Source organism: Pararobbsia alpina, assembly GCF_902859895.1.
GTDB classification, from domain to species: domain Bacteria; phylum Pseudomonadota; class Gammaproteobacteria; order Burkholderiales; family Burkholderiaceae; genus Pararobbsia; species Pararobbsia alpina.
The window spans coordinates 1-24965 of the sequence record NZ_CADIKM010000002.1 but is presented as its reverse complement, the minus strand read 5'-3'; the positions used below and the strand labels follow the sequence as shown (position 1 = coordinate 24965).

At 60.1% G+C, this 24965-nt stretch carries 20 protein-coding genes, 1 tRNA gene and 2 pseudogenes; 17 read left to right on the top strand and 6 right to left on the bottom strand.

Annotated features, from left to right (window positions below):
- Positions 1 to 152: 152 nt before the first annotated feature.
- Positions 153 to 1382 (bottom strand): annotated as a pseudogene (locus tag HV670_RS02295) (glycosyltransferase family 4 protein); the annotation flags it as partial.
- A 273-nt stretch (positions 1383 to 1655) separates the two neighbouring features.
- On the opposite strand from HV670_RS02295, the gene HV670_RS02290 reads away from it, so the two are divergent.
- The 4 genes from HV670_RS02290 to HV670_RS02275 are packed head-to-tail and all read left to right on the top strand — an operon-like array spanning position 1656 to position 7978.
- Positions 1656 to 4049: an NHL repeat-containing protein gene (locus HV670_RS02290; protein WP_175103031.1), complete on the top strand. Its 2394-nt coding sequence runs from the start codon at positions 1656 to 1658 to the stop codon at positions 4047 to 4049.
- A 30-nt stretch (positions 4050 to 4079) separates the two neighbouring features.
- Positions 4080 to 5570, top strand: a complete 1491-nt coding sequence (locus tag HV670_RS02285) for a flippase (RefSeq protein ID WP_175103030.1) — start codon at positions 4080 to 4082, stop codon at positions 5568 to 5570.
- Positions 5567 to 6667 (top strand): glycosyltransferase, encoded by a 1101-nt coding sequence (locus HV670_RS02280; RefSeq protein ID WP_175103029.1) that lies wholly within the window; start codon positions 5567 to 5569, stop codon positions 6665 to 6667. The genes HV670_RS02285 and HV670_RS02280 overlap by 4 nt, the downstream gene beginning before the upstream one ends.
- Before the next feature lie 12 nt (positions 6668 to 6679).
- Complete coding sequence (locus HV670_RS02275; RefSeq protein WP_175103028.1) at positions 6680 to 7978, top strand: glycosyltransferase family 4 protein; 1299 nt, start codon at positions 6680 to 6682, stop codon at positions 7976 to 7978.
- A 7-nt stretch (positions 7979 to 7985) separates the two neighbouring features.
- Here HV670_RS02275 and HV670_RS02270 read toward each other — a convergent pair whose 3' ends face one another.
- Entirely contained in the window at positions 7986 to 8603 is a 618-nt protein-coding gene (locus tag HV670_RS02270) for a 3'-5' exonuclease family protein (protein WP_175103027.1), read from the bottom strand.
- Between the two features lie 111 nt (positions 8604 to 8714).
- The gene (gene clpP / locus HV670_RS02265; protein WP_175103026.1) at positions 8715 to 9380 is read right to left on the bottom strand and encodes an ATP-dependent Clp endopeptidase proteolytic subunit ClpP; all 666 of its coding nucleotides are present in this window, start codon (positions 9378 to 9380) and stop codon (positions 8715 to 8717) included.
- A 252-nt stretch (positions 9381 to 9632) separates the two neighbouring features.
- On the opposite strand from clpP, the gene HV670_RS02260 reads away from it, so the two are divergent.
- Both HV670_RS02260 and HV670_RS02255 read left to right on the top strand, forming a co-directional pair.
- On the top strand, positions 9633 to 10748 hold the full coding sequence (locus HV670_RS02260; protein ID WP_175103025.1) for a sigma-70 family RNA polymerase sigma factor: 1116 nt from the start codon (positions 9633 to 9635) through the stop codon (positions 10746 to 10748).
- A gap of 642 nt (positions 10749 to 11390) precedes the next feature.
- Positions 11391 to 12062, top strand: a complete 672-nt coding sequence (locus tag HV670_RS02255; protein ID WP_246256926.1) for a septal ring lytic transglycosylase RlpA family protein — start codon at positions 11391 to 11393, stop codon at positions 12060 to 12062.
- 128 nt (positions 12063 to 12190) lie between these two features.
- On the opposite strand, the gene rsmI is transcribed toward HV670_RS02255, so the two are convergent.
- Complete coding sequence (gene rsmI / locus HV670_RS02250; protein WP_175103024.1) at positions 12191 to 13096, bottom strand: 16S rRNA (cytidine(1402)-2'-O)-methyltransferase; 906 nt, start codon at positions 13094 to 13096, stop codon at positions 12191 to 12193.
- Positions 13097 to 13174: 78 nt separating this feature from the next.
- Between rsmI and HV670_RS02245 the strand changes: the two genes are divergently transcribed.
- The 5 genes from HV670_RS02245 (at position 13175) to HV670_RS02225 (ending at position 15733) form a co-directional block, all read left to right on the top strand.
- Positions 13175 to 13525, top strand: coding sequence for a YraN family protein (locus tag HV670_RS02245; RefSeq protein WP_175103023.1), 351 nt, complete (start codon positions 13175 to 13177; stop codon positions 13523 to 13525).
- Positions 13526 to 13743: 218 nt separating this feature from the next.
- Entirely contained in the window at positions 13744 to 14331 is a 588-nt protein-coding gene (locus HV670_RS02240; RefSeq protein ID WP_175103022.1) for a phosphoheptose isomerase, read from the top strand.
- A 34-nt stretch (positions 14332 to 14365) separates the two neighbouring features.
- A complete protein-coding gene (locus HV670_RS02235) occupies positions 14366 to 15193 on the top strand; it encodes a BON domain-containing protein (protein WP_175103021.1) in 828 nt (275 codons plus the stop codon).
- Positions 15194 to 15236: 43 nt separating this feature from the next.
- Positions 15237 to 15605: a c-type cytochrome gene (locus HV670_RS02230; protein WP_175103020.1), complete on the top strand. Its 369-nt coding sequence runs from the start codon at positions 15237 to 15239 to the stop codon at positions 15603 to 15605.
- A gap of 52 nt (positions 15606 to 15657) precedes the next feature.
- Positions 15658 to 15733, top strand: a tRNA-Ala gene (locus HV670_RS02225).
- A gap of 111 nt (positions 15734 to 15844) precedes the next feature.
- On the opposite strand, the gene HV670_RS02220 is transcribed toward HV670_RS02225, so the two are convergent.
- On the bottom strand, positions 15845 to 16783 hold the full coding sequence (locus HV670_RS02220; protein ID WP_175103019.1) for a hypothetical protein: 939 nt from the start codon (positions 16781 to 16783) through the stop codon (positions 15845 to 15847).
- A gap of 141 nt (positions 16784 to 16924) precedes the next feature.
- Between HV670_RS02220 and HV670_RS02215 the strand changes: the two genes are divergently transcribed.
- From HV670_RS02215 to HV670_RS02190, 6 genes and pseudogenes are all read left to right on the top strand, one after another.
- Positions 16925 to 17905: an IS5 family transposase gene (locus tag HV670_RS02215; protein WP_175103018.1), complete on the top strand. Its 981-nt coding sequence runs from the start codon at positions 16925 to 16927 to the stop codon at positions 17903 to 17905.
- A gap of 364 nt (positions 17906 to 18269) precedes the next feature.
- A pseudogene (locus HV670_RS02210) lies at positions 18270 to 18877 on the top strand (site-specific integrase); the annotation flags it as partial.
- 70 nt (positions 18878 to 18947) lie between these two features.
- A complete protein-coding gene (locus tag HV670_RS02205) occupies positions 18948 to 19958 on the top strand; it encodes a hypothetical protein (protein WP_175103017.1) in 1011 nt (336 codons plus the stop codon).
- Positions 19959 to 20400: 442 nt separating this feature from the next.
- Positions 20401 to 20613: a DNA-binding protein gene (locus HV670_RS02200; protein ID WP_175103016.1), complete on the top strand. Its 213-nt coding sequence runs from the start codon at positions 20401 to 20403 to the stop codon at positions 20611 to 20613.
- Between the two features lie 1309 nt (positions 20614 to 21922).
- Positions 21923 to 23146: an inovirus-type Gp2 protein gene (locus tag HV670_RS02195; RefSeq protein ID WP_175103015.1), complete on the top strand. Its 1224-nt coding sequence runs from the start codon at positions 21923 to 21925 to the stop codon at positions 23144 to 23146.
- Positions 23147 to 23915: 769 nt separating this feature from the next.
- Positions 23916 to 24425: a hypothetical protein gene (locus HV670_RS02190; protein WP_175103014.1), complete on the top strand. Its 510-nt coding sequence runs from the start codon at positions 23916 to 23918 to the stop codon at positions 24423 to 24425.
- A gap of 65 nt (positions 24426 to 24490) precedes the next feature.
- On the opposite strand, the gene HV670_RS02185 is transcribed toward HV670_RS02190, so the two are convergent.
- Positions 24491 to 24965 (bottom strand): integrase core domain-containing protein (locus HV670_RS02185; protein WP_217478351.1); only part of this gene is annotated, 475 nt, incomplete at its 5' end.

Sequence of the window (24965 nt, the reverse complement as noted above, 5' to 3'; positions counted from 1 at the left end):
GCGGTGCATGAGTGTATCTAGCGAAGCATCTTTTGGATTCAGCCCGGCACGTTGGCCGTGCTTTTGTGTTCGACAGCCATCACCGGTTCGGGCATGCCGAATTCCTCGCGTTCGATCTGCATCCGGCGGCTGGCGATCTTCTCGCCGACAAAGGCCTTGAATGCGGCGCGAAACGCGCTTGGCGAATAACGCTCTGCCTGTGCTCGGCAATCGGCCGGCAGGAAGCGAGGCGTGTCGCCAAGCTGCACGGCTTCAAAGCGCTGCACGGCATCGACGATCGACTCGACGGTCTGCTCTTCGAAGAACAGACCCGTCGGCCGCACCGCGCCGCTGCGGACCGTCTCGAGTGCACCGCCCATGCCATAGGCGATCACCGGCGTGCCGCAGGCTTGCGCCTCGAGCGGCGCGATGCCGAAGTCCTCCTTCGCAGCGAACAGGAACGCGCGTGCGCGCTGCAGATGATCACGGAGGACTTCGAAAGGCTGGTAGCCGAGCAAGGTCACGTTCGGCGTTGCAAGGGCGCGGATGCGTGGCATCTCCGGACCGTCCCCGATCAGGATCAGGCGCTTGTCGGGCATCGTCGCGAAGGCTTGCACAAGCAGGTCTATCCGCTTGTACGGAACCATGCGCGACGCCGTCAGGTAAAACGATTCCTTGTCGTTGCACAGTGTGAATCCTTCGAAGTCGACCGACGGCGGAATCACGGTCGCGGTGCGACGATAGATCTTGTTGATGCGGCGCGCGATGAAATGCGAATTGCAGAGAAAGTGGTCGACACCGTTGCCGGTGCGTGCATCCCAGTTGCGCATGTAATGCAGGATTGCACGCGCGATCCATGCCTTGGGTCCGTGCAGGAGATTCGCTTCGCGCAGATACTGATGCTGAAGATCCCACGCATAGCGGATCGGCGAATGCACATAGCTGATATGCAGCTGGTCGGGTCCCGTGAGCACGCCCTTGGCGACCGCATGCGAGCTCGAGATGATGAGATCGTACGACGACAGGTCGAGCTGCTCGATCGCGAGCGGCATCAGCGGCAGGTAGCCGCGATAGCGTGTCTTGGCGAAGGGCAGGCGCTGGATGAACGTCGTCTTCGCCGTCTTGCCGCGCACGAAGCCCCGGTCGCCAAGGAAGTCCACGACACTGAACAGATCCGCATCGGGATAGCAGGTGAGGATCTGCTCGAGCACGCGCTCCGCGCCCGCATAGGTGACCAGCCAGTCATGAACGATTGCAATTTTCAAAGGGGCGACTCCCTTGGCGCCGCGGGGGCGGTACCTGCGCGTTCCTGCAGAGAAGGGCTCAGGCGAAGCAGCGGTTGCGTCGAAGTCATCCGCAGGCCGGAGTGTCGGGTGGGGGGGGCTTCGACAAAGGCTTGTCAAACACGAGCCGGAAATTACAAGTCGTAAGACGCTTGGTTACACATCCATGGCAGACCTGTCGCCTCAAAGCTCTGTGTGACACGTCCGTGGCAACACGCCATCCTGATCCAGACCCGATGCTAGTCGTTCACACCCTCGGACTCGGTTCGCAGCCGCACAGAACGTGGGCCGGCAGCCATTCGATAATGTTCAATCGCCCGTGCATGCATTCTGATGAGGTTTCCCCTGCTTGACGCTCCCGCTCGATGCCGACATGTCTGGCCGCGCCTTCGCGTGATGCTGGTCGCAGCCGTCGCATTCTCGGTATTGACCGCTGATGGTGCGAGCGTGCTCAACTACCGGACCACCTGGATCGGCAATACCTATGGGGGTGCGGCAGATAGTGGCGGCAATCGTCAGTGGGTGCCGATCGCTGTCGAGGCAATTACGGCCACGCCCGATGGCACGCTGCCGAGCAATACGCCATGGGATGAGGGCGGCGGCGAGCTTGCCGCCTGGCGTAACGGCCGTGCAATCTACGGCTGGGCGACGCATGGCTGGGGCAATTCCGGCGGCGACGCGATCGCCGTGAACGACAAATATGTCTATGCGGGCATGAGCATCGGCAATGAAGGTGGAGGGCTGGTCGGCCGCGGCGACTATCCCGACAAGGGGCGTCAATGGTTCGGCGTGACGCGCCGACGCCGCAGCGACATCGCAGCAGGTGCGCCGTTTGCTGGCGGACGCGGCAATCTGACGACCCCGACCCAACGCAGCTTCCTGCTCGTTGGGGATGTCGGGGAGAAGGACGATGCTTCGATTCGAGGACTCGCGGTCAACGAGCGCACACTTTATGTGGCCGATCAGTTCGGCCATCAGATCCGCAGCTATGACGCGATGACCATGCGGCCTGGCCCGAGCTGGGCGGTCGAAGGGCCCGGGGCGCTGGCGCTTGCACCCGACGGCAGCTTGTGGGCGATCGTCGACTTTCAGTCCGCGAAGCCGCGTCTCGCTCATTTCTCCGCGACCGGTGCGCTATTGCCCGACACGGTGACGCTGCCCGCGGATACGGTTGCCGTGTCGCTTGCATTCGATTCGCGGAATCGCCTGCTCGTGGCCGACAACGGACCGCGCCAGCAGATACTGATCTTCGCTCCGGGTAGTGGAGGGGCGAGCGGCTTGCACGCAGACGGCACACTCGGCGAGGAGGGGGGCATCTACGGCGACGCGTCGCGTGGGCCGGCTGCGTCCGGAGCGGCCGGTACCGACCTTGCGCCGCGTGCATCGGAATCATCAAGTACACCGAAGTCAACGAGTGCATCGAAGTCAACGAGCGAACCGAAGTCAACAAGCGAACCGAAGTCAGCGAGCACACCGAACGCTATTGACCCATTGCGAGGCACGCGGGGTCGATCGTTCCCACCCGGTACGCCCGGACCCTTGCGCTTCAACGGCCTGACCGGCGTCGCCGCGGATGCGCGCGGCAATATCTACGTCGCGATGAACGGCCGCGGTCCGCGGACGATCGGCAAGGACAACGGTGGCGTCGGTGATGGCGCGGTAATCGAGGGCTACGCACCCGATGGACGTCGACTGTTCCGCCTCGATGGCCTGTTGTTCGTCGACGGCGCCGATGTCGATCGCGGCAGCGTGTCGAAGGATGGCAACACGCTGTCCGTCTATACGGGCAACTGGCATTTCACGCTTGACCTGAGCAAATCGGCGCCGGGTAGCGAATGGCGTACGGCCGGCTTTACGGTCAACCGCTTCCGCTATCCGGACGATGCGATCTTTCACGCGAGCCGCAGCCAGCGTGGCATGCCGATGGTTCGTCGCATCGAGGGCAAGCCCTTCGTGTTTTTTACCGACATGTTCTCGGACATGCTCAAGATCTACCGTTTCGATCCCGCACGCGAGGGCGAAACAGCGATTCCGGCGGGGCTGATCGGTGCCCGCACGATCGCCTGGCCGCCCGAGCGACCGGACCGAGGCGAATGGATGTGGCGCGATGCCAACGGCAATGGCCGCGTCAACCGGAACGAAGTACAGGGCACCGGTGTGCCTGCCGACGATGCGACCTGCTGGTATGTCGACCTGCACGGCGACGTCTGGGAAGGTTTTATCGACCGCGGTGTGCGTCGCTACCGGGTACAGGGCCTCGATCGAATCGGCAATCCGCGCTACGACTATGCGCATGCCGAAACATTTCCGATGCCCGCGCCGTTCACCAGGATCCAGCGGATCGTCTACGTGCCCGAGACCGATACGATGTTCCTGAGCGGCTCGACCGCCGAATATCCCTGGAACAAGCTCGACTGGAACGAATCGGGCAAGGTGATCGCGCGCTACGACCAGTGGAGCACGAAACGGACTCTGCGTTTCCAGATCCGGGTCGACAGCTGGGGGACAAAAGCGGAGCCGGTCGAGGGAATCGCACAAGAAGGTGACTATCTGTTCGTTGTCGAACGGGCGACTGCCCAGGTTAGGGTCTACGATGCAAACCATGGTGGTCCGGTCGGCGCGATGCGCCCCGGACCCGAAGTCGGTGGCCACAGCGGCTATATCGACGTGCCGATGGCAATGACAGCCTATCGCCGAGCCAATGGCGAGTACCTCGTGTTCGTCGAGGAAGACTCCCTGGGCAAAGTCATCTTGTACCGCTGGACTCCCGGCGGCCCTCCACATTAGTCCCCCAAGGCACACTAGGCACGCGACTACATGGAAAAGGCGATACTCAAGAACGTCGCGATCAATTTTGCGGGACTCATCCTGCCGACGTTTATTTCGCTCGCGACCGTACCGACCTATATCCATTTACTGGGTGTCGAGCGGTACGGCGTTGTCGCGCTTGTCTGGACCGTCATCGGCTATTTCAGCGTGGTCGACTTCGGCATGAGCGTCGCCACCGAGAACCAGATTTCGAAAGCCTGCGCGAGCGGCGACACCGCGCTGCGCGGCCGTCTGTTCTGGAGCGCCTTCTGGCTGAACCTGCTGACCGGGGTGGTGGGCGGCGCTTTCGTACTCGCCGCAGGAGCGCTGTATGCGCATCTCGGCCATGCGGACACCCCGCTCAAGCTCGAAGTCATGCGCACGGTACCCTGGCTCGCGCTGGCCGTGCCGATTGCCAACGTCTCGTGGGTCTGCGCGGGCGCGATCAACGGTGCCGAACGCTTTGGCGTATTCAATACGAACCAGACCATCGGTACGTTCATGTTCCAGCTGTTGCCGATCGGTGCGGCCTTGCTGTTCGGCGCTGACTTGCCGACGGTGGTCGGCACCGCGGTGATCGCACGCCTGATCGCCGGGACGATGCTCGGCATCGCCGTGATCCGCATCCTGGATCTGCGCCGCGTGCTTCGGCCTGAATGGACCCTCGTCAAAAGCCTGCTCGGCTACGGCAGCTGGGTGATAGTCGGCGGCGCCGCGAACGGCATTGCCGACTCGCTCGACCGCGCGATGGTCGGCGCCATGCTTGGCGCGCGTTTTGTTACCTACTACACGGTGCCGCAGAACCTCGTGAGCAAACTCCAACTGCTCCAGGTCGCGCTGCACCGGACACTGTTTCCGCGTTTCTCCGCGCTCGAGCGGGAAGGCGCGGACAAGGTTGCGCGCGAAAGCCTCTCATTCATGAACGGCGTGCTCACGCCGCTTTGCGTTGCGGTCATGTTTCTGCTCGGGCCGTTCCTGCACATGTGGGTCGGCTCGGCGCTTGCCACGGCTTCGCTGCCGCTCGGTCGCATCCTGATCGTCGGAGTCTGGTTTGTCGGACAGGCCGCGCTTGCACGGATCCTGATCCAGGCACAGGGCCATCCGGCCTCGTCGACGCGCGTTTCACTCGCGACCCTGCCGCTCGTCGCTGGCGCCCTCTGGCTGGGTATTCATTTTTTCGGAATTTTCGGCGCTGCCGTCGTGGTCACCCTGCGCTCGGCGATCGAATACCTCGTGCTGTCGCGGATGGCAAAGATTCGCGCGCAGACCATGCTGTTCGAGACGGTGGTGCATCTCGGCTTCCTTCTGGTGTCGGTCGTGCTTGCTGAATCGTTTGCCGATCGCGTCGGCCTTGCCACAGTACTTTCGATGGGCGCGGCGCTGACACTGGCGAGCGCGGTCTGGTCGTGGCATTCGTCGCCCGGCGTCCGCATGCTCGCGCACCTCGGTCTCGAGCGTGTCGCGCCGACTCTGCTCAAATGGGCGGGTCAGACCAAGTGAAAATCCTCCACCTCGCGAACCACGCTGACACGATCGGCTCGGGCGCTGTCAACGCGATGGTCGATCTCGCCTGCGTGCAGGCCGACGAAGGTCATCACGTGGCCGTCGCTTCGAGCGGCGGACATTACGAGTCACTGCTCGCAGCGCACCGGGTTGTCCATATCCGGCTGGTTCAGCGCAAGAACGTGTTTGCGCTACCGGCCATGCTGGCGCGCTTCAGGACCGTGCTCGCGCGCGCGCAGCCCGAGATCGTGCACGCTCACATGCTCACGGGCGCCGTGGTGGCGCGGCTGGCCGCGATGGGGGGCGACTATGCATTGATCGTCACCGTGCAGGACGAATATCAGAAGTCGTCACGCGCAATGGGCGCTGGCGATGTGGTGGTCGTGATGAATCTCGAGGACATCGCACCCCTGATTCGCCGTGGCATACCGGCCGATCGGATCCGTGTGGTCGCAAGCGGCACAGCCGGCTCGCGGCGTTTCGCAGCGCCCCCGGCACCTGTCGTGCTCGAACATCCGAACGTCGTGACAGTCGCGGGACTCGTCGAACGTAAAGGCGCCTTCGAACTCATGCCGGCGTTTGCGTTGACGCTCGCCACGCATCCTGATGCCCATCTCTACCTGATCGGCGATGGATCGGATCGCGCCCGGCTCGAAGAGCTGGCCGCTTCACTGCGCATCGCCGGGCGTGTGCATTTCGAGGGCTTCGTGCCGGATCCGCGTGGGTATTTCGCCGAGGCCGATGTGTTCGCGCTTGCGGCGGCTCATGACGCATGGCCCGTGGTGCTCAACGAGGCGCGCGAGGCCGGCTGCGCAATCGTCGCGGTCCGCTCGGGCGGTTCGTTCGCGGCGCTCGATGGAGGCAAGGCCGGCCAGCTCGTCGCCCCGGACAATCCGGCCGCGCTGGCCGAGGCTCTGGTTTCGCTGCTCGACGATGCGGTGCTGCGAGAGACCTGGCGCCAGCGGGCGCGCGTCGGCATCGAACGGCTCAGCGTCGAGCGCATGCACCATGAATACCTCGACATTTATCGAGCATCGCTGGCCGCACGCGCGAGTCAGCGCGCGGACCCTTCATTCGAATCGTCGGGAAGATAGGAGCCTGCACGAATGCCAATCACGATGACACGTGCGCGAATCCTGTTTGTCGATCAAAGCGGCGAACTGGGTGGGGGCGAACTCGCATTGCTGCCCGTCGCGGTTCGGCACCGGGAGCGCAGTGCGGTCGTCCTGCTTCAGGACGGCCCCTTTCGCGAGAAACTCGAAGCCGCGGGCGTCACAGTCCATTTGCTTGCCGATGCGCGTGTGTCCAGCGTGCGCAAGACCGGTGCCGTGATCTTGGCGCTTCGCGCGAGCTTTCCGGTTCTCAGGCAGATCCGTGCGCTCGCAAGGCTCGCGCGCGGTTACGACCTGATCTATCTGAACACGCAGAAGGCCTTTGTACTCGGTACGCTAGCGAAGCTTTTCGTGCGCAGACCCGTGGTCTGGTTTCTCCACGACATCCTGAGCCGCGATCATTTCGGACCCTTTCAGTTGCACGTCGTACGCATGCTGACGCCGCTCGCAAACGTGACGATCGTCAACTCGGAGGCCGTCGCCGATGCGCTGCGGACGCTGACCGCGAGACACAACCTGCCGCTCGAACTCGCTTATAACGGCATCGACCCAGTACCTTTCGACTTGACCGTCAATACGCAACGCCGGGCCCTGCGCGCGGCGATCGGTGTACCGACGGATGCGTGGTGTGTCGGACAGTTCAGTCGGCTCGCACACTGGAAAGGCCAGCACGTGCTGCTCGAGGCGGTCGCGCAATTGCTGCTTGGCGAACACGGTGCACTCCAGCGGCGCGCGTTCGGCGGCGTGGGCGACCGCGGCAACCGATCGACGGAACGGCCGACCCGGCTGCCCGAGGTGCATGTCGTGCTGGTCGGCGCGGCGCTGTTCGGCGAGGATGCCTATGAGGCCGAGCTGCGCGAGTGGGTCGCGCGGCATGGATTGCAGTCTCGTGTGCATTTTGTGGGATTCCAGCACGACATCCCCGGCTGGATGGCGGCGATGGACGTGATCGTGCATGCCTCCGTCGCGCCCGAGCCGTTCGGACGAGTCGTGGTCGAGGGCATGCTCGCCGGCAAACCCGTGATCGCCGCGCGGGCGGGTGGCGTGACGGAGATCATCGACGACCATATGACGGGTTTGCTGACACCACCCGGCGATGCACCCGCGTTGAGCCGGGCGCTCGAGAACCTGCGCCGCGATCCGGAGATGGCACGCGAGCTCGCGCTGCAGGGCCGAGAAGTCGCGAGATCGCGCTTTAGCGAGACGGCTTATCTCGATGTGGTGGATACCGCGATCGGCCGTGCGCTCGAGAGCGCATCCGGGAAAGCGTCGGCCGTGCCTGAACAGGTTTGAGTTGAACCTAGGCGGATTGCTCGTCGGCTGCCGGCGGCGATTGAGCGTCGAACGCGGCAAGACGGGCTTCGCGTTTGCGGAGTTCGGCCAGCATATTGCAGAACAACGCCCCCTGTTCGATCGCATCGTCGAGGGCGACATGCGTGTGCGGATGCGGATCGAACCAGCTTGCGGGCAGGCGCGGCTTGATGCTCTTGCGATAGGGCAGCCCCGTCATCGCGAACGCGAGCGTCTTGATGTCGAGCGCCGACCACGAGAACGGGCAGCGCTGCGCAAAGCGCATCATGTACCAGAACATATACGTGAAATCGAATCCGGCCGGATAGGCGACGAACACCGGCTTGCCCGGCAGCTTTTCGACCCAGGCGACATAGGCCGGCAACGCCGTCTCGGGCGCCTGGAGATTGAGCCGGCAGGCCGCCCACGCGTCGGGCTGCGTCTTCCACCAGGCTTCCTGGATCGGATGGGCGCTCGCCCCGGGCAGCGTTTCGAGATTCGCGCTGAAGGTGGCGATCAACTGTTTGTCGGCCGTGTACGCGGCCGACGCGAAGCTCAGCATCGAGTGCGGACCCGGAATCGGGCCATCCGCTTCGACATCGGTGCTGACATAGATCTCGACACTCATCCGGATATCCACCGCCATGACAGGAGCCGGCAAGCCGCGCACGCGAGGATCGCGACGGGCCTGACAGCTCGGTATGCAAAGCGGCATTGTAGCGGCGCGGACCGAAAAGCTTCACGCGCGCACTGTCAGCACGTCGTCGATCAATCCATATTCCTTGGCCCCTGCCGCCGACATGAAGTTGTCGCGATCGGTGTCCAGTTCGATCTGCGCGACCGTTTTGCTCGTGCGTTCGGCCAGCATCGTGTTGAGGCGTTCGCGCAGAAACAGGACTTCGCGCGCCTGGATCTCGACATCCGCGGCGGGCCCCTGCGAGCCGCCTGATGGCTGATGAATCATGATCCGCGCATTCGGCAGCGCGAAGCGCTTGCCCTTATGCCCGGCCGCTAGCAGGAAGCTGCCCATGCTTGCGGCGAAACCCGTGCAGAGCGTCGAGACGTTCGGCTTGATGAACTGCATCGTGTCGTAGATTGCGAGCCCGTCGTAGACCGAGCCGCCCGGCGAGTTGATGTAGAGCGAGATATCCTTCTCGGGATTCTCCGATTCGAGGAATAGCAACTGGGCGACGATCACATTCGCCGTCTGCTCGGTGACCGGCCCGACCAGGAAGATGATGCGTTCGCGTAGCAGGCGAGAGTAGATGTCATAGGCTCGCTCGCCGCGACCCGATTGCTCGATGACGGTGGGAATGAGGCCGAGGTTGTCTGGCGATGATAAACGGGGTGCGGTGTCCGACCCGTATGGGAAGGGATAGGCGGGTGAGTGCAGGGTGGGTCGCATGGGTGTCTCGTATGGGCGTTTCGTGTCGAGCGTTGCTTGGGATCACGTTGTCTTTCGTGAACCTGCGAGCTTGACGAACGAAGACGCTCTGGCGTGACATTTGGAACGGCGAGTCGACGTTCCAGCATTGGGCTATGCCAGCCGGACGCCGTATCCGCATGAATGTCAAGGCCTGAAAGAATCTGGCACAAACTGTCACACCTGGCCGTTTTGGTTCGTCTACTGTGAAATCAATGGTCCCGGAGAGCACCTATGTCGGAAGGACTTAACAACAAGACGGTCGCCAAAGGTGGCGAGGCTCATAGCAACAAGGAAGGTGCAACTGACGGTGGCGAGGACGGTGGCGTTGAAGCCAACCTTGATGACACGAAGCAGGCAGCGTTTGAAGATTCGAGACGGCGCCTGCTGTCGATCGCATACCGAATGCTGGGCAGCCGGGCCGAAGCTGAAGATGTCGTGCAGGAAACGTATCTGAAGTGGCACGCGGCCGATCTGTCCGAGGTTCGAATACCGGCTGCGTGGCTGACGACCGTGGCCACGCGTTTGTCGATCGATCGCTTGCGACGCCTCCAGCTCGAAAGTGTAGGTCAGGCTGCAACATTTTGGCCGGAGCCCTGGCTGGAGGAATTTGCGCCCTCGGCCGAGGCAGTTGTATCGCGGACGTCCGAGCTTTCATACGGCCTGCTGTTGTTGCTTGAACGGTTATCGCCCGAGGAGCGCGCAGCACTTGTCTTGCATGAGGCGTTTGACTGCGGGTATTCCGAAATCGGCCTCGTGCTTGCGAAGACCGCCCCGGGATGTCGGCAGATTGTCCATCGCGCGAAAGCGCGCCTGCGCGGCATCGATGCGGGACGACAGCCTCGGTCGGGTCGGGCGGATGTCCCGCAACATCTCCTCGAACGCCTGCGTGATGCGATCGAAAGCCAGGACAAGGAGGCTTTCATCGGGCTCATGGCCGAGGACGCGCAGGTGGTGATGGCCTTGCCGGATGAGCATGTGGCGGCCGGGGCCTGCATCAGGCTCATGGCCAAGGATGCGCAAGCGGTGATGGCCTTGCCGGATGAGCATACGGCGGACGAGTTCGGCATCCGCACCTCATGTGCGATGCTTGCCGACCGCCTCGCCGCAGCGAGCGACCGCAACTTAGGGGCCGAATTGATGGCATTCAACGGCCGTTGTGGCATTGCCCTCATCCACGAGTGCGAGATCGTCGCGATCCTCTATGTCGAGGCGCGTGGCGACTGGATCGGCCGCTGCTACCTGACGGGAATGCCCGCGCATTTGCGTGCCGTCAACCGGCGGTTCGATCCTCGGGCAGCAATTTCCCGAGCGTTTCGAGCGGGGGCCGGTGTACTCGAAGCGTGCTGAGGTGGAAGCGATTCATCGACCGTTGAGCAGGACATGCTCGAAACTGTTACCGGCTGCGGCAATTTTGCGTACGCAGCACGTTTTTTGTTATTGGGTATAATGGCGTCTCACTTGCACACTAATTGAGCAAGTCTGCTGGGCCCAACAGTCGACCATAGGTCGCATGTTCGGGGCGGCCCTTCAAAAGCCTTATGGCTTTTCAAAATTTTGTCGTGTCACGCGGGACTCAGAATCCTCGGGCAAGGCAATACCAAGCATCGATTTTCGATGTAACACGTTCCTTCCGGGCGGCCCAATTGCCGCGTTCGCCAAAGAACAACCGGTCGGAGCCTAAAAGTTGTCGCATCTTCGGTCGCCGTGTGGTGACCAGGACTGCTCGGTCGTGCGTGCCCCATTGCGGTACGGCGATGTCAGGCGACAACGTATGGGTGTCTGGTTGTGCCGCTAGGAGAGTGGCTGCCAGACGTGAAATTAATTAGGCAAAGCTCGGCCGGAAGGCCGTCGACGATTGTCGGTGAGTGCTCTACAGGCACCTTGAAGCACGGCGTGAGCCGGGCCGGGGTCACCGTTTTCGTGCGCCTTTGAGTCCCTGCGAACGACGTTGCTGTTGCAGAGGCTCGCCTATCGTTGATTGACACGTCTATGAAGCTTCACTTCAAGCATCGCCGTCTGGAGCAGTTGCGCGCCGCCACGTCGCGCCTCCGGGCACGTCTGCGCTGGCGTCTGCTGGCCCTCACGGGTTCCTTCGCCCTGGTGGCTTGCGTAACCCCGCCCAACGGCATCGACCAGGCCAGCGCGACCCACGACCACCCCGTCATGTTCGCCACGTCGAACGCGCGGGCAAGCAATGTGCCCAGTGCGGACATCGGATCGACCTTCACTTCTGTTGCCGAGGCGTTGCCCCCTGCGAACGATCCGCCGAGCACGCTTGATGGCAAGCCGCTGAGTGCCTCCCCGGATGTTTCGACCTTTGCCCAGAATGGCCGCGCTTCCTGGTACGGTCCACGCTTCAACGGCCGCAAGACCGCGAGCGGCGAGCGCTATGACATGGACGCCATGACGGCCGCTCACCGGACCTTGCCGATGTCGTCTTACGTTCGCGTTACCAACGTCAAGAATGGCAAATCGGTCGTGGTCAAGATCAACGACCGCGGCCCGTACTTTCGTGGCCGGATCATCGACTTGTCGCGTGCCGCGGCACTGGCTCTCGGCATGCAGCGCGCCGGTACTGGCGCGGTGAAGCTGCAAGGCTTGTCAAACACCGAAGGCACCGAAGCGCTCGCTGCGCAGACCGAGTCGCTGGCTTCGCGATAGGGTGATCGGGCGCTCGTTGCGAGCGCCTTTCGGACTTCTGGCGATGAATTCCAAAGGCCGCTGCCCTCCCGGGCAGCGGCCTTTTTGCGTTGGAATACCGACTTGCCATCCGTATCGGTAAAGGCCAATCAACCGTCGGCTTGTTCGCCGTCTTCGTTTGACTCGCCTTTGAGCACCAGGGCGCGCGCATACAACTCGTTGCGCGGCGCGCCGGTCAGCGTGACCGCAAGCTTGACGGCGGCGCTGACCGGCAGGGCATCGAGCAGCGCCTTGAGCGTTGCATCGTGCGCGTTTGTTGCGCCGTCATCCGAGACCGTGTGTCCTTCAACGACCAATACAAATTCACCGCGCTGACGGTTCGGATCGGCTCTCAGAAAGATTGGCCCTTCGGCCAGGGTGCATACGTGAAGCGCCTCATGTAACTTCGTAAGCTCCCGTGCAATCAGGAGCTTGCGATCGCCGCCGAGCGTTTCGGCGAGCGCAGCGACGGTATCGACGACCCGGTGTGGTGCCTCATAGAACACGAGCGCATGGGGCGAAGCCGCAAGTGCCTGCAGTGCATCGCTTCGTTGTCGGGCTTTCGCAGGCAGAAAGCCAATAAACGTAAAGCTGCTGGCCCACGCACCCGCGACCGAGAGCGCCGTGACGAGCGCACTTGCGCCCGGGATCGGTACCACTACAAGTCCGGCCGCGCGCACGGCTTCGACGAGCCGCGAGCCTGGATCGGAGACGCCGGGCGTCCCGGCATCCGACACATAGGCAAGGCGTTCGCCTGCGCGCAGGTATTCGATCACCCGCTCGGCGGCCTCGCGTTCGTTGTGTTCATGGACCGCGAGCGTGGGCTTTTCGATGCCGTAACGCGTGAGCATCTGCTGGGTGTTGCGTGTGTCTTCCGCGGCGATACGGTCGACGATCGTCAGCACGTGCAGGGCGCGCAGCGTGATGTCGGCAAGATTGCCGATCGGCGTCGCAACGACGAAGAGCGCGGCTTCGGGGTAATGCTGCTGGCGGGCGAGGTCGAACAGGTCGGGCACGGCGGGGTCCTGGAGGCTGGGGCCGCGTCGCGGCCCATGGAATTGTGCCACGCGCATCGCAGGCCATGGAGAACGAAGATGTCGATCGATGCAGGCCGCCGTTATGAAGACACCGCTTGCGAGTATCTCGAAGCACGCGGACTGCATTGTATTGCGCGCAATGTCCGCTACCGCTTTGGCGAGATTGACCTCGTGATGCGTGACGAGGCTGGGATGCTGATCTTCGTCGAGGTTCGTGCGCGACGCAGTTCGCGATTTGGTGGCGCGCTTGGATCGATCGACGCCCACAAGCGGGCACGCGTCCAGCTTGCCGCGCGAAGCTTTCTGTTGCGTTATCAGAATCGTCCGCCGCGATGCCGCTTCGATGTTGTTGCATTCGAGGACGGACGCATCGAGTGGGTGCCCAACGCGTTCGATGCGACGTTGTAGTCGGGTGATGAGCCCGGTCGGAGACCAGGCGAGCCTATTGCTCCGCGGCGTTTGCCGATGGAACCCTTGTGCGTCTCGCGCATCGAATGCAGCAACGAGTGCGGTACACTCGCAACTTCTTCTTATAGAGCTCTGCGTCCCTTTGTCGACCTTCGTCTTGCGGCGAGAAAGCGGGCCGTTCGGCGCGGTGCGAGCCGCGTCGGAAGTGGGTGAAACCGATGTCGATTGAACGAATTCAGCAGCATTTCAGGGATAGCATCGCAGTCAAGCTCGAAGCCGTCGAGACCCTCGCCGTGCCGATTGCCGCAGCGATCGACGTGCTGTTTGGCTCGCTTGCCAACAATGGCAAAGTGCTTGCCTGCGGCAATGGCGGCTCCGCGGCCGATGCCCAGCATTTTGCGGCCGAACTGATCGGCCGTTTCGAACGCGAGCGCCCGAGTCTTGGTGCGATTGCGTTGACCACCGATACCTCCATCCTGACCGCTGTCGGCAACGACTATCACTTCGACGAAATCTTCGCGCGCCAAGTGCGTGGCCTGGGCCAGCCCGGCGACGCGCTGCTCGCGATCACGACATCGGGCAATTCCGCGAACGTGCTCGCTGCGATCCGCGAGGCTCATGAGCGCGAGATGACCGTTGTCGCGATGACTGGCAAGGGTGGCGGCAAGATGAACGACGAACTGTACGACACGGACATTCATATCTGCGTGCCGTCCGAGCGGACCGCGCGCATCCAGGAAGTCCATCTGTTGATCCTTCATTGTCTGTGCGACGGCATCGATGCGATGCTGCTTGGCGAAGAATGACCTTTTACATGATCCTTTCGAGGAGAGCGACCCGATGACCGCTACCCGCTTGACCAAAGCGCTCTGCACCGCCGCGCTCACCGCCAGTTTGTGCGCCTGCCTGCAGGGATGCCCGTTACTCGTCGTCGGCGCGGCGGGCGGTGGCGCGTTGGTCGCGACCGACCGGCGTTCAGTCGGCTCGCAGACCGAGGATCGCGAGATCCAGGCCAAGACCCAGTCCACGTTTATCGGCGACATGCCCGACGACGCCCATATGGACGTGACCGTATTCAACCGTCGCGTGCTGTTGACCGGTGAAGTGCCGACCGAAGGGGACAAACGCAAGGCCGAAGCGATCGTGCGCAACATCGATAACGTGCACGGCATCATCAACGAACTGACCATCGGACCGCCGAGTTCTTTCAGCGGGCGTTCGTCGGATGCTTACATCACGAGCAAGGTGAAGGCTGCGTTGTTTACCGAGAAGGATCTGGGTTCGAACTATTTCAAGGTCGTGACTGAGGGGGGCAAGGTCTATTTGATGGGGCTCGTGACCCAGTCCGAGGGCGACAAGGGTGCCGATGCCGCGAGCCGCGTGACTGGTGTCGTGCAGGTGGTCAAGGTATTCCAGTACATCTCGCCGGCCGATGCGCAGCGTCTGTCGCTGGGCGGAGATCAGAACGCCGCGGCGAGCGGCGCGCCCGCCACTGCTGCACCGACGGACGGCGCACCTGCTACAGTGCCGGCGGCTGACGATGGCGTGACGACCGGGGCCGTGCCGGACAGCGGCGTGACGTCGCAGTCGATCGACAGTCAGGCACCGGCGCCTGTGAAGAACGCATCGCCGGTCCAGCCGGGTAATCCAAATAAGGCAGTGCAATAGCTTGTTTGTGTAAGAGATCAATAGAGAGTCTGTGAGAGATTAGATGACGAAGGAAAAGAAATACGGGGTTCGCGCTTTGATGATTGCGGCGATGTTTGCCGTGGGCGGCGCGGTAGTACCGATGCAAAGTGCGCAGGCGGCCGTTAATGCGGCCGCTGCGCAGGCGATTTACAAAGCCAATGCGTGCGCGAGTTGCCATTCGGCCACTCAGAAGCTGATCGGGCCGGCTTATGCGGACATCGCTGCCAAGTACAAGAACGACCCGGGCGCGGGCGCACGGCTCGAGAAGGTCGTCAAGAATGGCGGTTCGGGCGTTTGGGGGCCGATTCCGATGCCTTCACATCCTGGCATGAGCGATGCCGACATCCGGACGGTGGTCACCTGGATCCTCGCGGGTGCACCGGCGAAGTGACGCCAGCCTCTTGCGGGAGGGGGATTTGGCTGTGCTAGAATCTTGACTCGTTGGGGGGGTAGCTCAGCTGGGAGAGCGTCGCGTTCGCAATGCGAAGGTCGGGAGTTCGATCCTCCTCCTCTCCACCAATCAAATCAAAGGGTTACAGGTAATTTTCGTGCAACCTTTTTCATTTTCGGGTGCCATGTAACCGGCATGTAACCGGATTTGGTCCGTCTAAAACCATCTCGATCCAAATCTTAGCGGGTGGGGTTTTCCGGCGAAGGCGGGGCTGCCTGTCCCATGCTAACCCGTTGGTTGCTTCGATCGAGGTCATCGGCAACCCTGCGAGCCCACTCCCGCCACTGCTCATAGCCGGCTATCGCATAGCTTCCATCAGCTAACCGGTTGTCCAGCATGGACAGGTAGGCGCGGATCAGCACAGCTCGATGCCAGTCCTCGACTTCAGAAATAAGTGCAAGACGGCGTTGCGCTTCCACTTCGCCTTTTCGTTGGGCTTCTCGGGCCTTCAACTCGTGTTCTCGCCTCCTGATTGCCGTCTCCTCGCTTTCGCGCTTCCATTGCGCTCGCTCGGCAACATGCGCTAGCGACCTTTGGTGCTGGCGGGCGACAGCCGCCAGAATCTCCGTGGGTTGGTCCTCCAGCCACTTACCCGGCTGATCCACTAATTCCGCTTGCCCGGCACCTTGCTGTTCGACGGTCAATACGAGCCGCCCAGTCGGGGTGAGTGTTCGCACTGGGTCCCAAGCCTGACCAAGATTATTCGGACGAGCGCGATGCCCTCGGGTCACTTTTTCGGCGATCCGTAACTCAACATGAGCACCATCCCGCGACAACCTCAACCTTTCCTCGCTATCTACCATGCTTACGACGTAGCCGCGTTTTTCTGTCGCGTGGCAGATGGCATTGAGCAGGGCGAGCCCTCGCTCGTAGCTTCCCAAGGACAAACGTGCAACCGACCTGCGGTGGGTCGCAATCAGAATCTGTCCAGCGTCGCAGAAACGCTCCCATGTCGCTGAGACGTGATTCACGCGATGTGGATAAATCTTATCGGGGTGAGCCCGGTCCCATCCGTATTGTTTCTTCAGCTGGTTCACAGCAACTACGTCTTCATTGATCTTCGCGCGCAGTTCGGCGAGTGCTGGATGCCATCGCTTGGGGTGTTGTTTCATTTCCACGATTGAAATCCCAGGTGTCGGTTAGACAGCGTCAAGAAGCACGGCCGGTCAGCGACAACTATCTTGGCCGGCGCATTGACTCAGGTTATTTGTTACCAAGCCGGGGTTGTTGCCTCATGTAATTTGCTACCTGTGCGGCGGATGGGTTTCGCGGAAGCGGAAAGTGCGGGCAAGAAGCGCGTGACCAAGCGGCAACGCTTTCTCGCCGAGATGGAGAAGGTCGTGCCGTGGTCGCGGCTGCTGTCGGTCATCGCGCCGTACTACCCGAAGGGCGAGCGAGGCCGGCCGCCGATTGGCCTGGAACGGATGCTGCGAATCTACTTTCTGCAGCAGTGGTACGGCTTGTCGGACGAAGGGCTGGAAGACGCGCTGTACGACAGCATGGCGATGCGCGCCTTCGCCGGCATCAATCTGGCCGTCGAGAACGCGCCGGATGCGACCACGCTGTTGAAGTTCCGGCGTCTGCCGGTCGAGCGTGAGCTTACGCGGAAGGTGTTCGACGAGATCGGCATCTCGCTGTGTGAGCGCGGACTGATGATGAAGGAAGGCACGCTGGTCGACGCGACGATCATCGAAGCGCCGCCGTCGACCAAGAACGCTGAGAAGAGCCGAGACCCGGAGATGCATCAGACGAAGAAGGGTAACGAGTGGCACTTCGGGATGAAGGCCCACATCGGAGTCGACGCCGATTCGGGCCTGGTGCATAGCGTGGTGGGCACCGCGGCCAACGTGTCTGATGTGTCGCAGGCCCATGTCCTGCTTCACGGGCATAAAGAGGAAGCTTTTGGCGACGCGGGTTACCTCGGCGTGGACAAACGCGACGAGATGAAGGGCAAGCCGGTGAAGTGGCGTGTGGCGGCCAAGCGCGGAAAGATCAAGGCGATGCAGGAAGGCCCGCTGAAGGACCTGGTGATCGCGGTTGAGCGAACCAAGGCGCAGATCCGCGCGCGGGTTGAGCATCCGTTTCATGTCGTGAAGAACCTGTTTCGTCATCGCAAGGTCCGCTACAAGGGTCTAGCCAAGAACACGGCGCAGCTATTCAGCCTGTTCGCGCTGGCGAACCTGGTGATCGCGAAAAATCAGCTGCGCTCGACTCATGGGAGCAGTCCGTCATGTGTGTGAAAAACACGGGACGTGAGGCCCGAATACGCGCGAAACTCACGTCGAGTGTCGTCAAATTCCTTCGCCAATCTGAAAATCGCAACCTGCCTCGTCCGTTATGCGGACGACAGGCTCATTGATTAGCGTTTCCCTAGCGCACCGGGACGTTTACATAGGCCATACGCGCAATGGTCGCGACCGCCACGGCAAGATGAATCCGACTCATAATCCGTGCGTCGAGTGTTCGGGTTCCCGCCACCGTTCAGATCATCCCGAACGATCACATCACCGCGGGTCAGGGTCCGCAGCGGCGAAACGCATTGGACCGCGGCATCCAGATTCTGCTGCGACCTCCGCGAGGCGGCTGAACTGCGAGCCATGCGGACGATTGAAAGTATGGTTTGCGGGTGTACGTGCGATCGCCAATCAGGTTATTGGCGCTTATTTGCAGGGCCTGCTGATTACCGGCGCGCAGCGCGAAGAATTGGCGGCGCTCCGATGGGATGATGTTGATTTTCGATGGCGTAGTCTTGTCCTCGATGACAAGGTAGAGGGAACCGGTGGCCGGACTATCTCGCTGACACCTTATCTGGCAAGCTTGTTGTTAAATCTGAAGCGACTCAACGAGACTCCAACGAACAAGCGGCAGGCGGCGAGGCTCGCAGAAAAGGGCGAGCAGTGGTCGCCTTCGCCCAAGCAAGACCGCCGCGGAGGGCAAGATCGCAGCGCCTCGGATCGCGCATAACCAGGCACTTTCCGCAGGACCTAGCTCATGTCACTCTGCACGGGTTACGCCGCTCGTTCGGCACATTGTCGGAGTGGTGCGAGGTGCCGGTCGGTGTAGTGGCCCAGATACAGGGTCACAAACCGTCTGCGATCGCAGTGAAACACTATCGACGTCGTCCGCTTGACCTCCTTCGGATGTGGCACGATAAAATCGAAGCATGGATGCTGGAGCAAGCAGGCGTTAGTTTGAGCGAGGACCGAACGTGACTGCCTGCCGTGTCCGTAAAAGACTTCCTGTGCTCGAAGTGGTCGAACCTAATGCTTTCCCGGAGTAAGAATGGTGCATCGGCACACGCAGTTTGTTTCGTTAGATCGTGTCTTGTGCGAGATTGCTGATCATACGAACCTCCCAGATCGGGTAAGGCTAGTGACGCCGGATGGAATGAGGCAGGTGACGCCAGATGATCTTGGCGCGCTGCGAGATCCGTGCGAAAAAGCTGCCCGATATAGCAAAGCTGCATCACTGCTAAATCGCGATCTACAGATGACGAGCGCTCCGTTACGTCCACAATGGCTAGATTATCGGGGCGGCACAGGATATCCGCTTCCTACTGGTGCCGCGCGTGAGGATGGCATGGAGTTTTTGAGGGAACAGGCCAAGTGGTATTGGCAGTGGGAAGAATTCGACAAGAGTTTTCATGTCCGAAGGATGGCTGCAGAGCCCGAAATTCCTAGTTTGAATGGTGGGGGCCTTCGAATGATTAGCCTTGGGAACCGATGGCGTACTCAAGGTCTCACAGCAGCTGATTACGCAAGAGAATGCCCGCAGCAGCCGGTTAACACGCCGCGATATTTGCATCTTGTTGTGGACGTTGGATTCGATCTAACGGATATGGTTGCGTTCCTCGATCGCGTAGGCATTCCTCGTGGGCCATTGTCAGCTCCGCCATCCGAAAGCGTCGTCGAACCGTCCGTGCCTGTCTCGACTGAAGACGTTCGAATAAAGGTTGAGGCCGCAGATCCGCCGCCCGTTGGTACAAAATTAATTGCTCTTTTGTTTTATAAATTCCGCCACCGCGGAGCATCCGAGGGCGGAGAGGAAAGGTGGAAAAAAACTTTGTCCGATCCACCGGCGGGTCTCAAATCGGCCCGGGTCGGAAAAAGTTCTCAGGGGATGGGGGCTATGTGGGACCCCGTGGTGGTTGCGAGTTGGCTGCATGTCAAAGGGAACATTTCGCTCGTGCTACTCGACGCTGTATTTGAGAGACAGGCGTCCCTCAAGGCTTGGCGAACGATCTGGGAGCGGGAGGCTGAAAGGTTGCGCAATCGACCGGATTTTACCGGCTAACGTACTTTTTTCCGTGTAGCTATTGGTAATGGCGCAGCCTTCATGCTTTCCTTCCCCGGAGGGCCTGTTGCTGCTAGCGGAGGACGCTGACTTTGCATCAAGCATATTTCTCCTGCCGCAGTTGAACTCAGATCATACGCTCGGTCTTTTGGTGATTGCCGTAGCTACCCATGACGAGGTTAGCGCTACCGACAGCCGAGATTCCTTCTTCCATTTTCGTTTTCATGGCTTGTGTCCAACGGGTAGTTGCCGCGGCAACGTCCGGTCCACTTCCGGTGTCGTCTCCCGGGAACCCGCTTAAAGACTGGAAATCAGATACGGCGGGAGGGCGGGACGTTCGCACGTTGATTAAGACTCTGTGTCGTGCCGCAAGATTGATCCTCAGTAAGAGGCGTGGATTTGTGCGGCGCGGACCTAAATTTCCATACATACCGGAGTCGACATGAATAATGATCCACGTGCGGACGCCGCAGACGATCGTGGGTTTCTCACAACAGAGGAACTTGCCATGGCGCTCGCGATGAGCGCGCAGTCCATCCGAAAGCGCTACTCACAAACGGGTAGCTACTTTGGGTTACGCCCCATCAAGTTACTGAACCGCCGGTTACTGTGGCAGGCGGACGCGCTCGAACAGTTGATCAGTAGTGGAGCATAACGCAGCTCCTTTCCCCGTCTTAATTCACGGTACTCGCTCACCTAACTAAAAAGCCAAGGCATTGCGTCTTGGTTTTTTGATTTCTGGAAATGGATCAAGTATCCGTCGTCGCACACCGTTGTATTTTCGTGAGTCAGGAAAAATATATTCACTGGATCGAGATGGATTGAGATTCGTTTAGATGGAGATCGTCGAGAAACGCCTTGTTCATGCCCTTGATCATTCTCGTTCTTTCTCTATAGTTCGTTTCTGGCCCCAGAGTTTTAAATGTCGTTTTTATGATCGATTATTGCGCGAAAAAGGCGGTGGATGTCAATCTCGGGAAATTGCCGAATGGGTAATTTAAGCGAAAGATTGCGAAATTCTGGTCAAATAAATGTCGGTGATATGGAGGATTTTTATAAATCAACAAAGCAGGATTGACGGGAATAATTAAGCAGGACACGGTGAATCTGTTATGGGAGATGCCTGAATTGCGGTGGTGGATGCGTAGCTCATCGGTAGTATGGCAATTGGAAAACGAAGCGATTAAATGAAAAGAGGAGGTTTGACGAAGCAGTGCAACTGCCAGAATAAACATGTCGCCATGGCGTAAGGTGCACCCGGAGAGCGTCAAAGCAGGATTGGAAAGAGGGGGCGACAGAAGCTGCATCGAATGTACACAAGTTAGATCGATAAACACAATCTACGACCATAACGGGCTTTCATCTCACGTCTAGGCCGGTTGTGGGAACACCTTTCGGATGCTGACCGCGCCAAGTTCGCTTGGTGGTCGGCAGGGTTTATATCGACTATTTTATCCGGTCACAAGTATGTATATGAAGAAAGAGGTTGAATTTACGATGTGACCAGTACTTTAATTCGAAGAAATTGCGTTAATCGCTGAGATATTGAGGGGTAAGATTTATGGGTCTTATGAAATGGAGGGTTAAAAATAATAATAGACTAAAGAGGATGTGATGGTAGGGGGGTATACAACCAATAAACAATGCAATGACAGATGTTCAGATCGATAGACGTTTTTTGTTAATGAGTAGTGCGGTCGGTGTTTTGGTATAGATGCTTTGTGTCATTGATGAATGTTGATTTGCATGCAAGAGATCGCTTTCTTGTTGGTCGACTATTTAATTCTCCCATGGAGCAACAGATGCGTTGTTCCAAGTCCCTTAAATAAGGAACGAACATCAGTAGTGATGTTGTACCGAAAAACAATGAGAAGGTGATGCGCTCACCATGAACTAATCGAACAAACCAGCAGTGAGCAGCACTCGGTTGCGCTCTCTGCACTAGCTTGAACAGGTGATCAATCATGTCGTACGAAGAAGATGATTTCAGCAAGATATGCGAATACAGCGATTCGGTGAGGAATACCGAGGGGGAGGAAATGGAAGGAAAGGAAGGCGTCGTGAAGCATCCTGATTTTGATCTGATGGGTCCAGTGCTGGCTGATATGGACGCGCTTATGCGTGAAGTTGAGTTCTGCAAGGGCGGGGTGGGCTTCACATGGGAACGTGACAGCAAGAATAGACTGGTACCGGTTGCGACGCCCTTAGGCAAGCGGTACTTTTTCGACGTATATTTTTTCTTTCAACACTACGCCTTTGATGAGCGGTACGTCTATAGCCCGCATGTGGAGGCGTTGCGTGAGGCGCTAATAGTGAAAGCTCTGCATCCTGACCATGCTCCGTTCCATGGCAATGTGCCTCATCCCGTCACAGGCAGGCTGCCCCAGCAACTGTTCGATGACGTGCTCGCCAAGGCTGCCGAGATCGTCGGGTCGCCGCAGTTCCGTGAGCGGCTCCGGATACGTAGACGCAACGCTGAGCGTAATGAAGCAAAGGGGCTGGCGATTGAGCAGAAGGTATTCGCGAACAGGGCGCGTCAGCTTGTTTTGATGCTGCATTTTGGCTATGAACTGCAATATCGATCCAGCATCGCGCTGGAGGAGATCCAGCAGCATCGCAAGAAGTTCTTTAATAACTGCCGTACGAACAACTTGCTGCGGGGCATCGTCGACTACATTTGGAAGATCGAGCAAGGTGACGATTCTGGTCTGCACTTGCATGTGCTGATCTTCTATTCGACAGATTCGTGTCGGGACGTGTATATCGCAAAACAGATCGGCAAATACTGGGTGAAGGTGACGGGCGGTAAGGGGAAGTACTGGAACAGCAATGCGGAAAAAGCGTTTCATGAGAAGTACGGCCATGGCATCGGTACGGGCGAGATCGGCTGGGATGATGACGCCAAACGTAAAGCACTGCGCATCAACATCTGCTACATGGCCAAGGCTGACCAGTTCCTGAAAGTGCGGCTTGGTGGCAGCCATCTGTTCGGCACCAGTCAGGTTAGGGAGAAAAGAAAGCTAGGGCGTCCGCGTAGTTTGAAGCCGAAGCTCGATGGTGATCCGACGGTCCGCACGCAGGCGGATCCGCTTGAGAACACGGGTACAGATGTGACGGCTCTGATGCGGATCAGCACGGTTAAACAGGGCCGTGATGGCTTTGATGCAATTGGTGTGGGCGACGGCTGAGCAAAGGTCGCCAGGGGGGCTGTAATCGGCTCGTGGCGGCCATTCGAATGCGGCGCAGGTTCCGCGTGCGTGCCTACGTTCGACACGCTGTTGGAAGTAGGGGCGAAACGGCGTCAGCGTGGAATCTTCAACGGGTTGCTGCAGATACACTGCGGATGCAATTTGACTCAACAAAACGTGTTCGTCGCGCGATTCTGGCACGAGAAGGATCTGAACGATGAGCGACATCAGTCTCAACTCGCCGGTTGGTAATCCGACCACCACTACCGAAACTTCAGCAGTCGTTACGCCGGGCACAATGCAAAAGATCGCGTTGGCGGTGGCGTTGTTTACCTCTGCTATCTATGCCGATCACCGTGTTCGAATGGCCTCAAGCGTGCCGGTACAGTACCGGAGCAGGCCTGGAGAGTTGCGCCATCCCTGGGGACGGTGCTCTGCGCGCATCTGGCGCCGATGCTCTGGCGGTACGTGCCGTTGTCCGCACGAATCGTTTTGGTCGCTCTGTGGCTCGTCGCACTCTCCGTGGTACTGTGGGGTCAGGTGGACGTTCTCGCGTTTGCGCATCAGCACGCCGCAGATCAGCGGACGCAAACCGTTCCGGTAGTCGCGGCGCCTTCGGTCGTGGACGCGCTACCGGGTCGTAGCCTCACACGACTATCGCGCAGGACATCGCGACGGTCAGTATAGATCTGGCGCATGTTGACGCGCGTCGCTGCATGGGCGATCGCCGAGGCTTGCGTGCCCGGATCTTTCGGCCCAGCTTGGAGCGTTGAATGCCGAGGCGAATGAGGCGAAGCGTCGCGAGACCAAGCAAGACTGGTTGCGCGCCCAGGCCAGTCGCGCGGAAGAGCTGCGGGAGTCGCGCCGGGCCAATCCTGTGACCTCGCTGGTCGCAAACTGGCTCGGTACGACCGAAGCGCGACTGAGTCTGCTGCTGGATTTCGCGTATGTGGTCGTGCTCGAAGGCACAGCCTGCTTCGCCTGGTATTTCGCAGGACTCGGCGCGGCCGCTCTCGGTCGGAAGGCAGTTGCGTCCGACCGAAATGCGACTTCGTCGCAACCGGAAGCGGTCGCGCCGATACCGAAGGCGACACCGGTTGGTTGTATTGAGCAGACTGCCATTCACGCCGCGACCATTGCCGAGGGTGAGTCGGTCGCTAACGACGTGAGCCCTGGTTCTGCCATGTCGGAAGACGACTTAATGGTCGCGAAGATCCATGAGGCTGTTGTAGCGGGTCGTCTGAAGCGCAATCTGGCGTCGATCCGGAAGTTCCTTTAGTGCGGACAACCCAAAGCTATCCGGCTGAATCGTCTGTACCTCGATCGCTTCCGCAACGCACGCGGTTAGGCAGGACACAGTGACGGAAATTTTCGATCCGGGTTCAGGTGCACAGCACGTACTCGCTGCCAGTTGCGCGTGCGGCCTTTCCAGCGCAGCGGATTACGCTGCCGTGCAGTCTCGTAGAGCGCCACACGTCGGTCCAGGATGTCCTGGTCGAGGTTCTCATGACGCTGCGCCGGCGTCACGCAACGGATCGCGCTGTGACGATGTTCATGGTTGTACCAGCGCACCAGTGCGCTCACCCAGGTGCGCGCGGCGAACAGGGTATCGAACGCCTTCAGTGGGTAAGCGGGCCGGTACTTCAGGGTTTTGAACAGCGACTCGGAATAAGGGTTGTCGTTGCTCACGCCCGGGCGACTCGACGACGGCATGACACCCAGCGCCTGGAGGGTGGCGAGCATCGTTGCGCCTTTCATCGGGCCGCCGTTATCCGAATGCAGAATCACCTGGTTGGGCTGTATCGCTTCACGCGCGCAG

Coding starts and splice junctions, on each gene's coding strand:
- HV670_RS02275 (WP_175103028.1), top strand. CDS start 6,680: ATGCCAATCACGATGACACGTGCGCGAATCCTGTTTGTCGATCAAAGC.
- HV670_RS02245 (WP_175103023.1), top strand. CDS start 13,175: ATGTCGATCGATGCAGGCCGCCGTTATGAAGACACCGCTTGCGAGTAT.
- HV670_RS02260 (WP_175103025.1), top strand. CDS start 9,633: ATGTCGGAAGGACTTAACAACAAGACGGTCGCCAAAGGTGGCGAGGCT.
- clpP (WP_175103026.1), bottom strand. CDS start 9,380: ATGCGACCCACCCTGCACTCACCCGCCTATCCCTTCCCATACGGGTCG.
- HV670_RS02235 (WP_175103021.1), top strand. CDS start 14,366: ATGACCGCTACCCGCTTGACCAAAGCGCTCTGCACCGCCGCGCTCACC.
- HV670_RS02230 (WP_175103020.1), top strand. CDS start 15,237: ATGACGAAGGAAAAGAAATACGGGGTTCGCGCTTTGATGATTGCGGCG.
- HV670_RS02240 (WP_175103022.1), top strand. CDS start 13,744: ATGTCGATTGAACGAATTCAGCAGCATTTCAGGGATAGCATCGCAGTC.
- HV670_RS02205 (WP_175103017.1), top strand. CDS start 18,948: ATGGTGCATCGGCACACGCAGTTTGTTTCGTTAGATCGTGTCTTGTGC.
- HV670_RS02195 (WP_175103015.1), top strand. CDS start 21,923: ATGTCGTACGAAGAAGATGATTTCAGCAAGATATGCGAATACAGCGAT.
- HV670_RS02255 (WP_246256926.1), top strand. CDS start 11,391: ATGAAGCTTCACTTCAAGCATCGCCGTCTGGAGCAGTTGCGCGCCGCC.
- HV670_RS02285 (WP_175103030.1), top strand. CDS start 4,080: ATGGAAAAGGCGATACTCAAGAACGTCGCGATCAATTTTGCGGGACTC.
- HV670_RS02270 (WP_175103027.1), bottom strand. CDS start 8,603: ATGAGTGTCGAGATCTATGTCAGCACCGATGTCGAAGCGGATGGCCCG.
- HV670_RS02215 (WP_175103018.1), top strand. CDS start 16,925: ATGGGTTTCGCGGAAGCGGAAAGTGCGGGCAAGAAGCGCGTGACCAAG.
- HV670_RS02200 (WP_175103016.1), top strand. CDS start 20,401: ATGAATAATGATCCACGTGCGGACGCCGCAGACGATCGTGGGTTTCTC.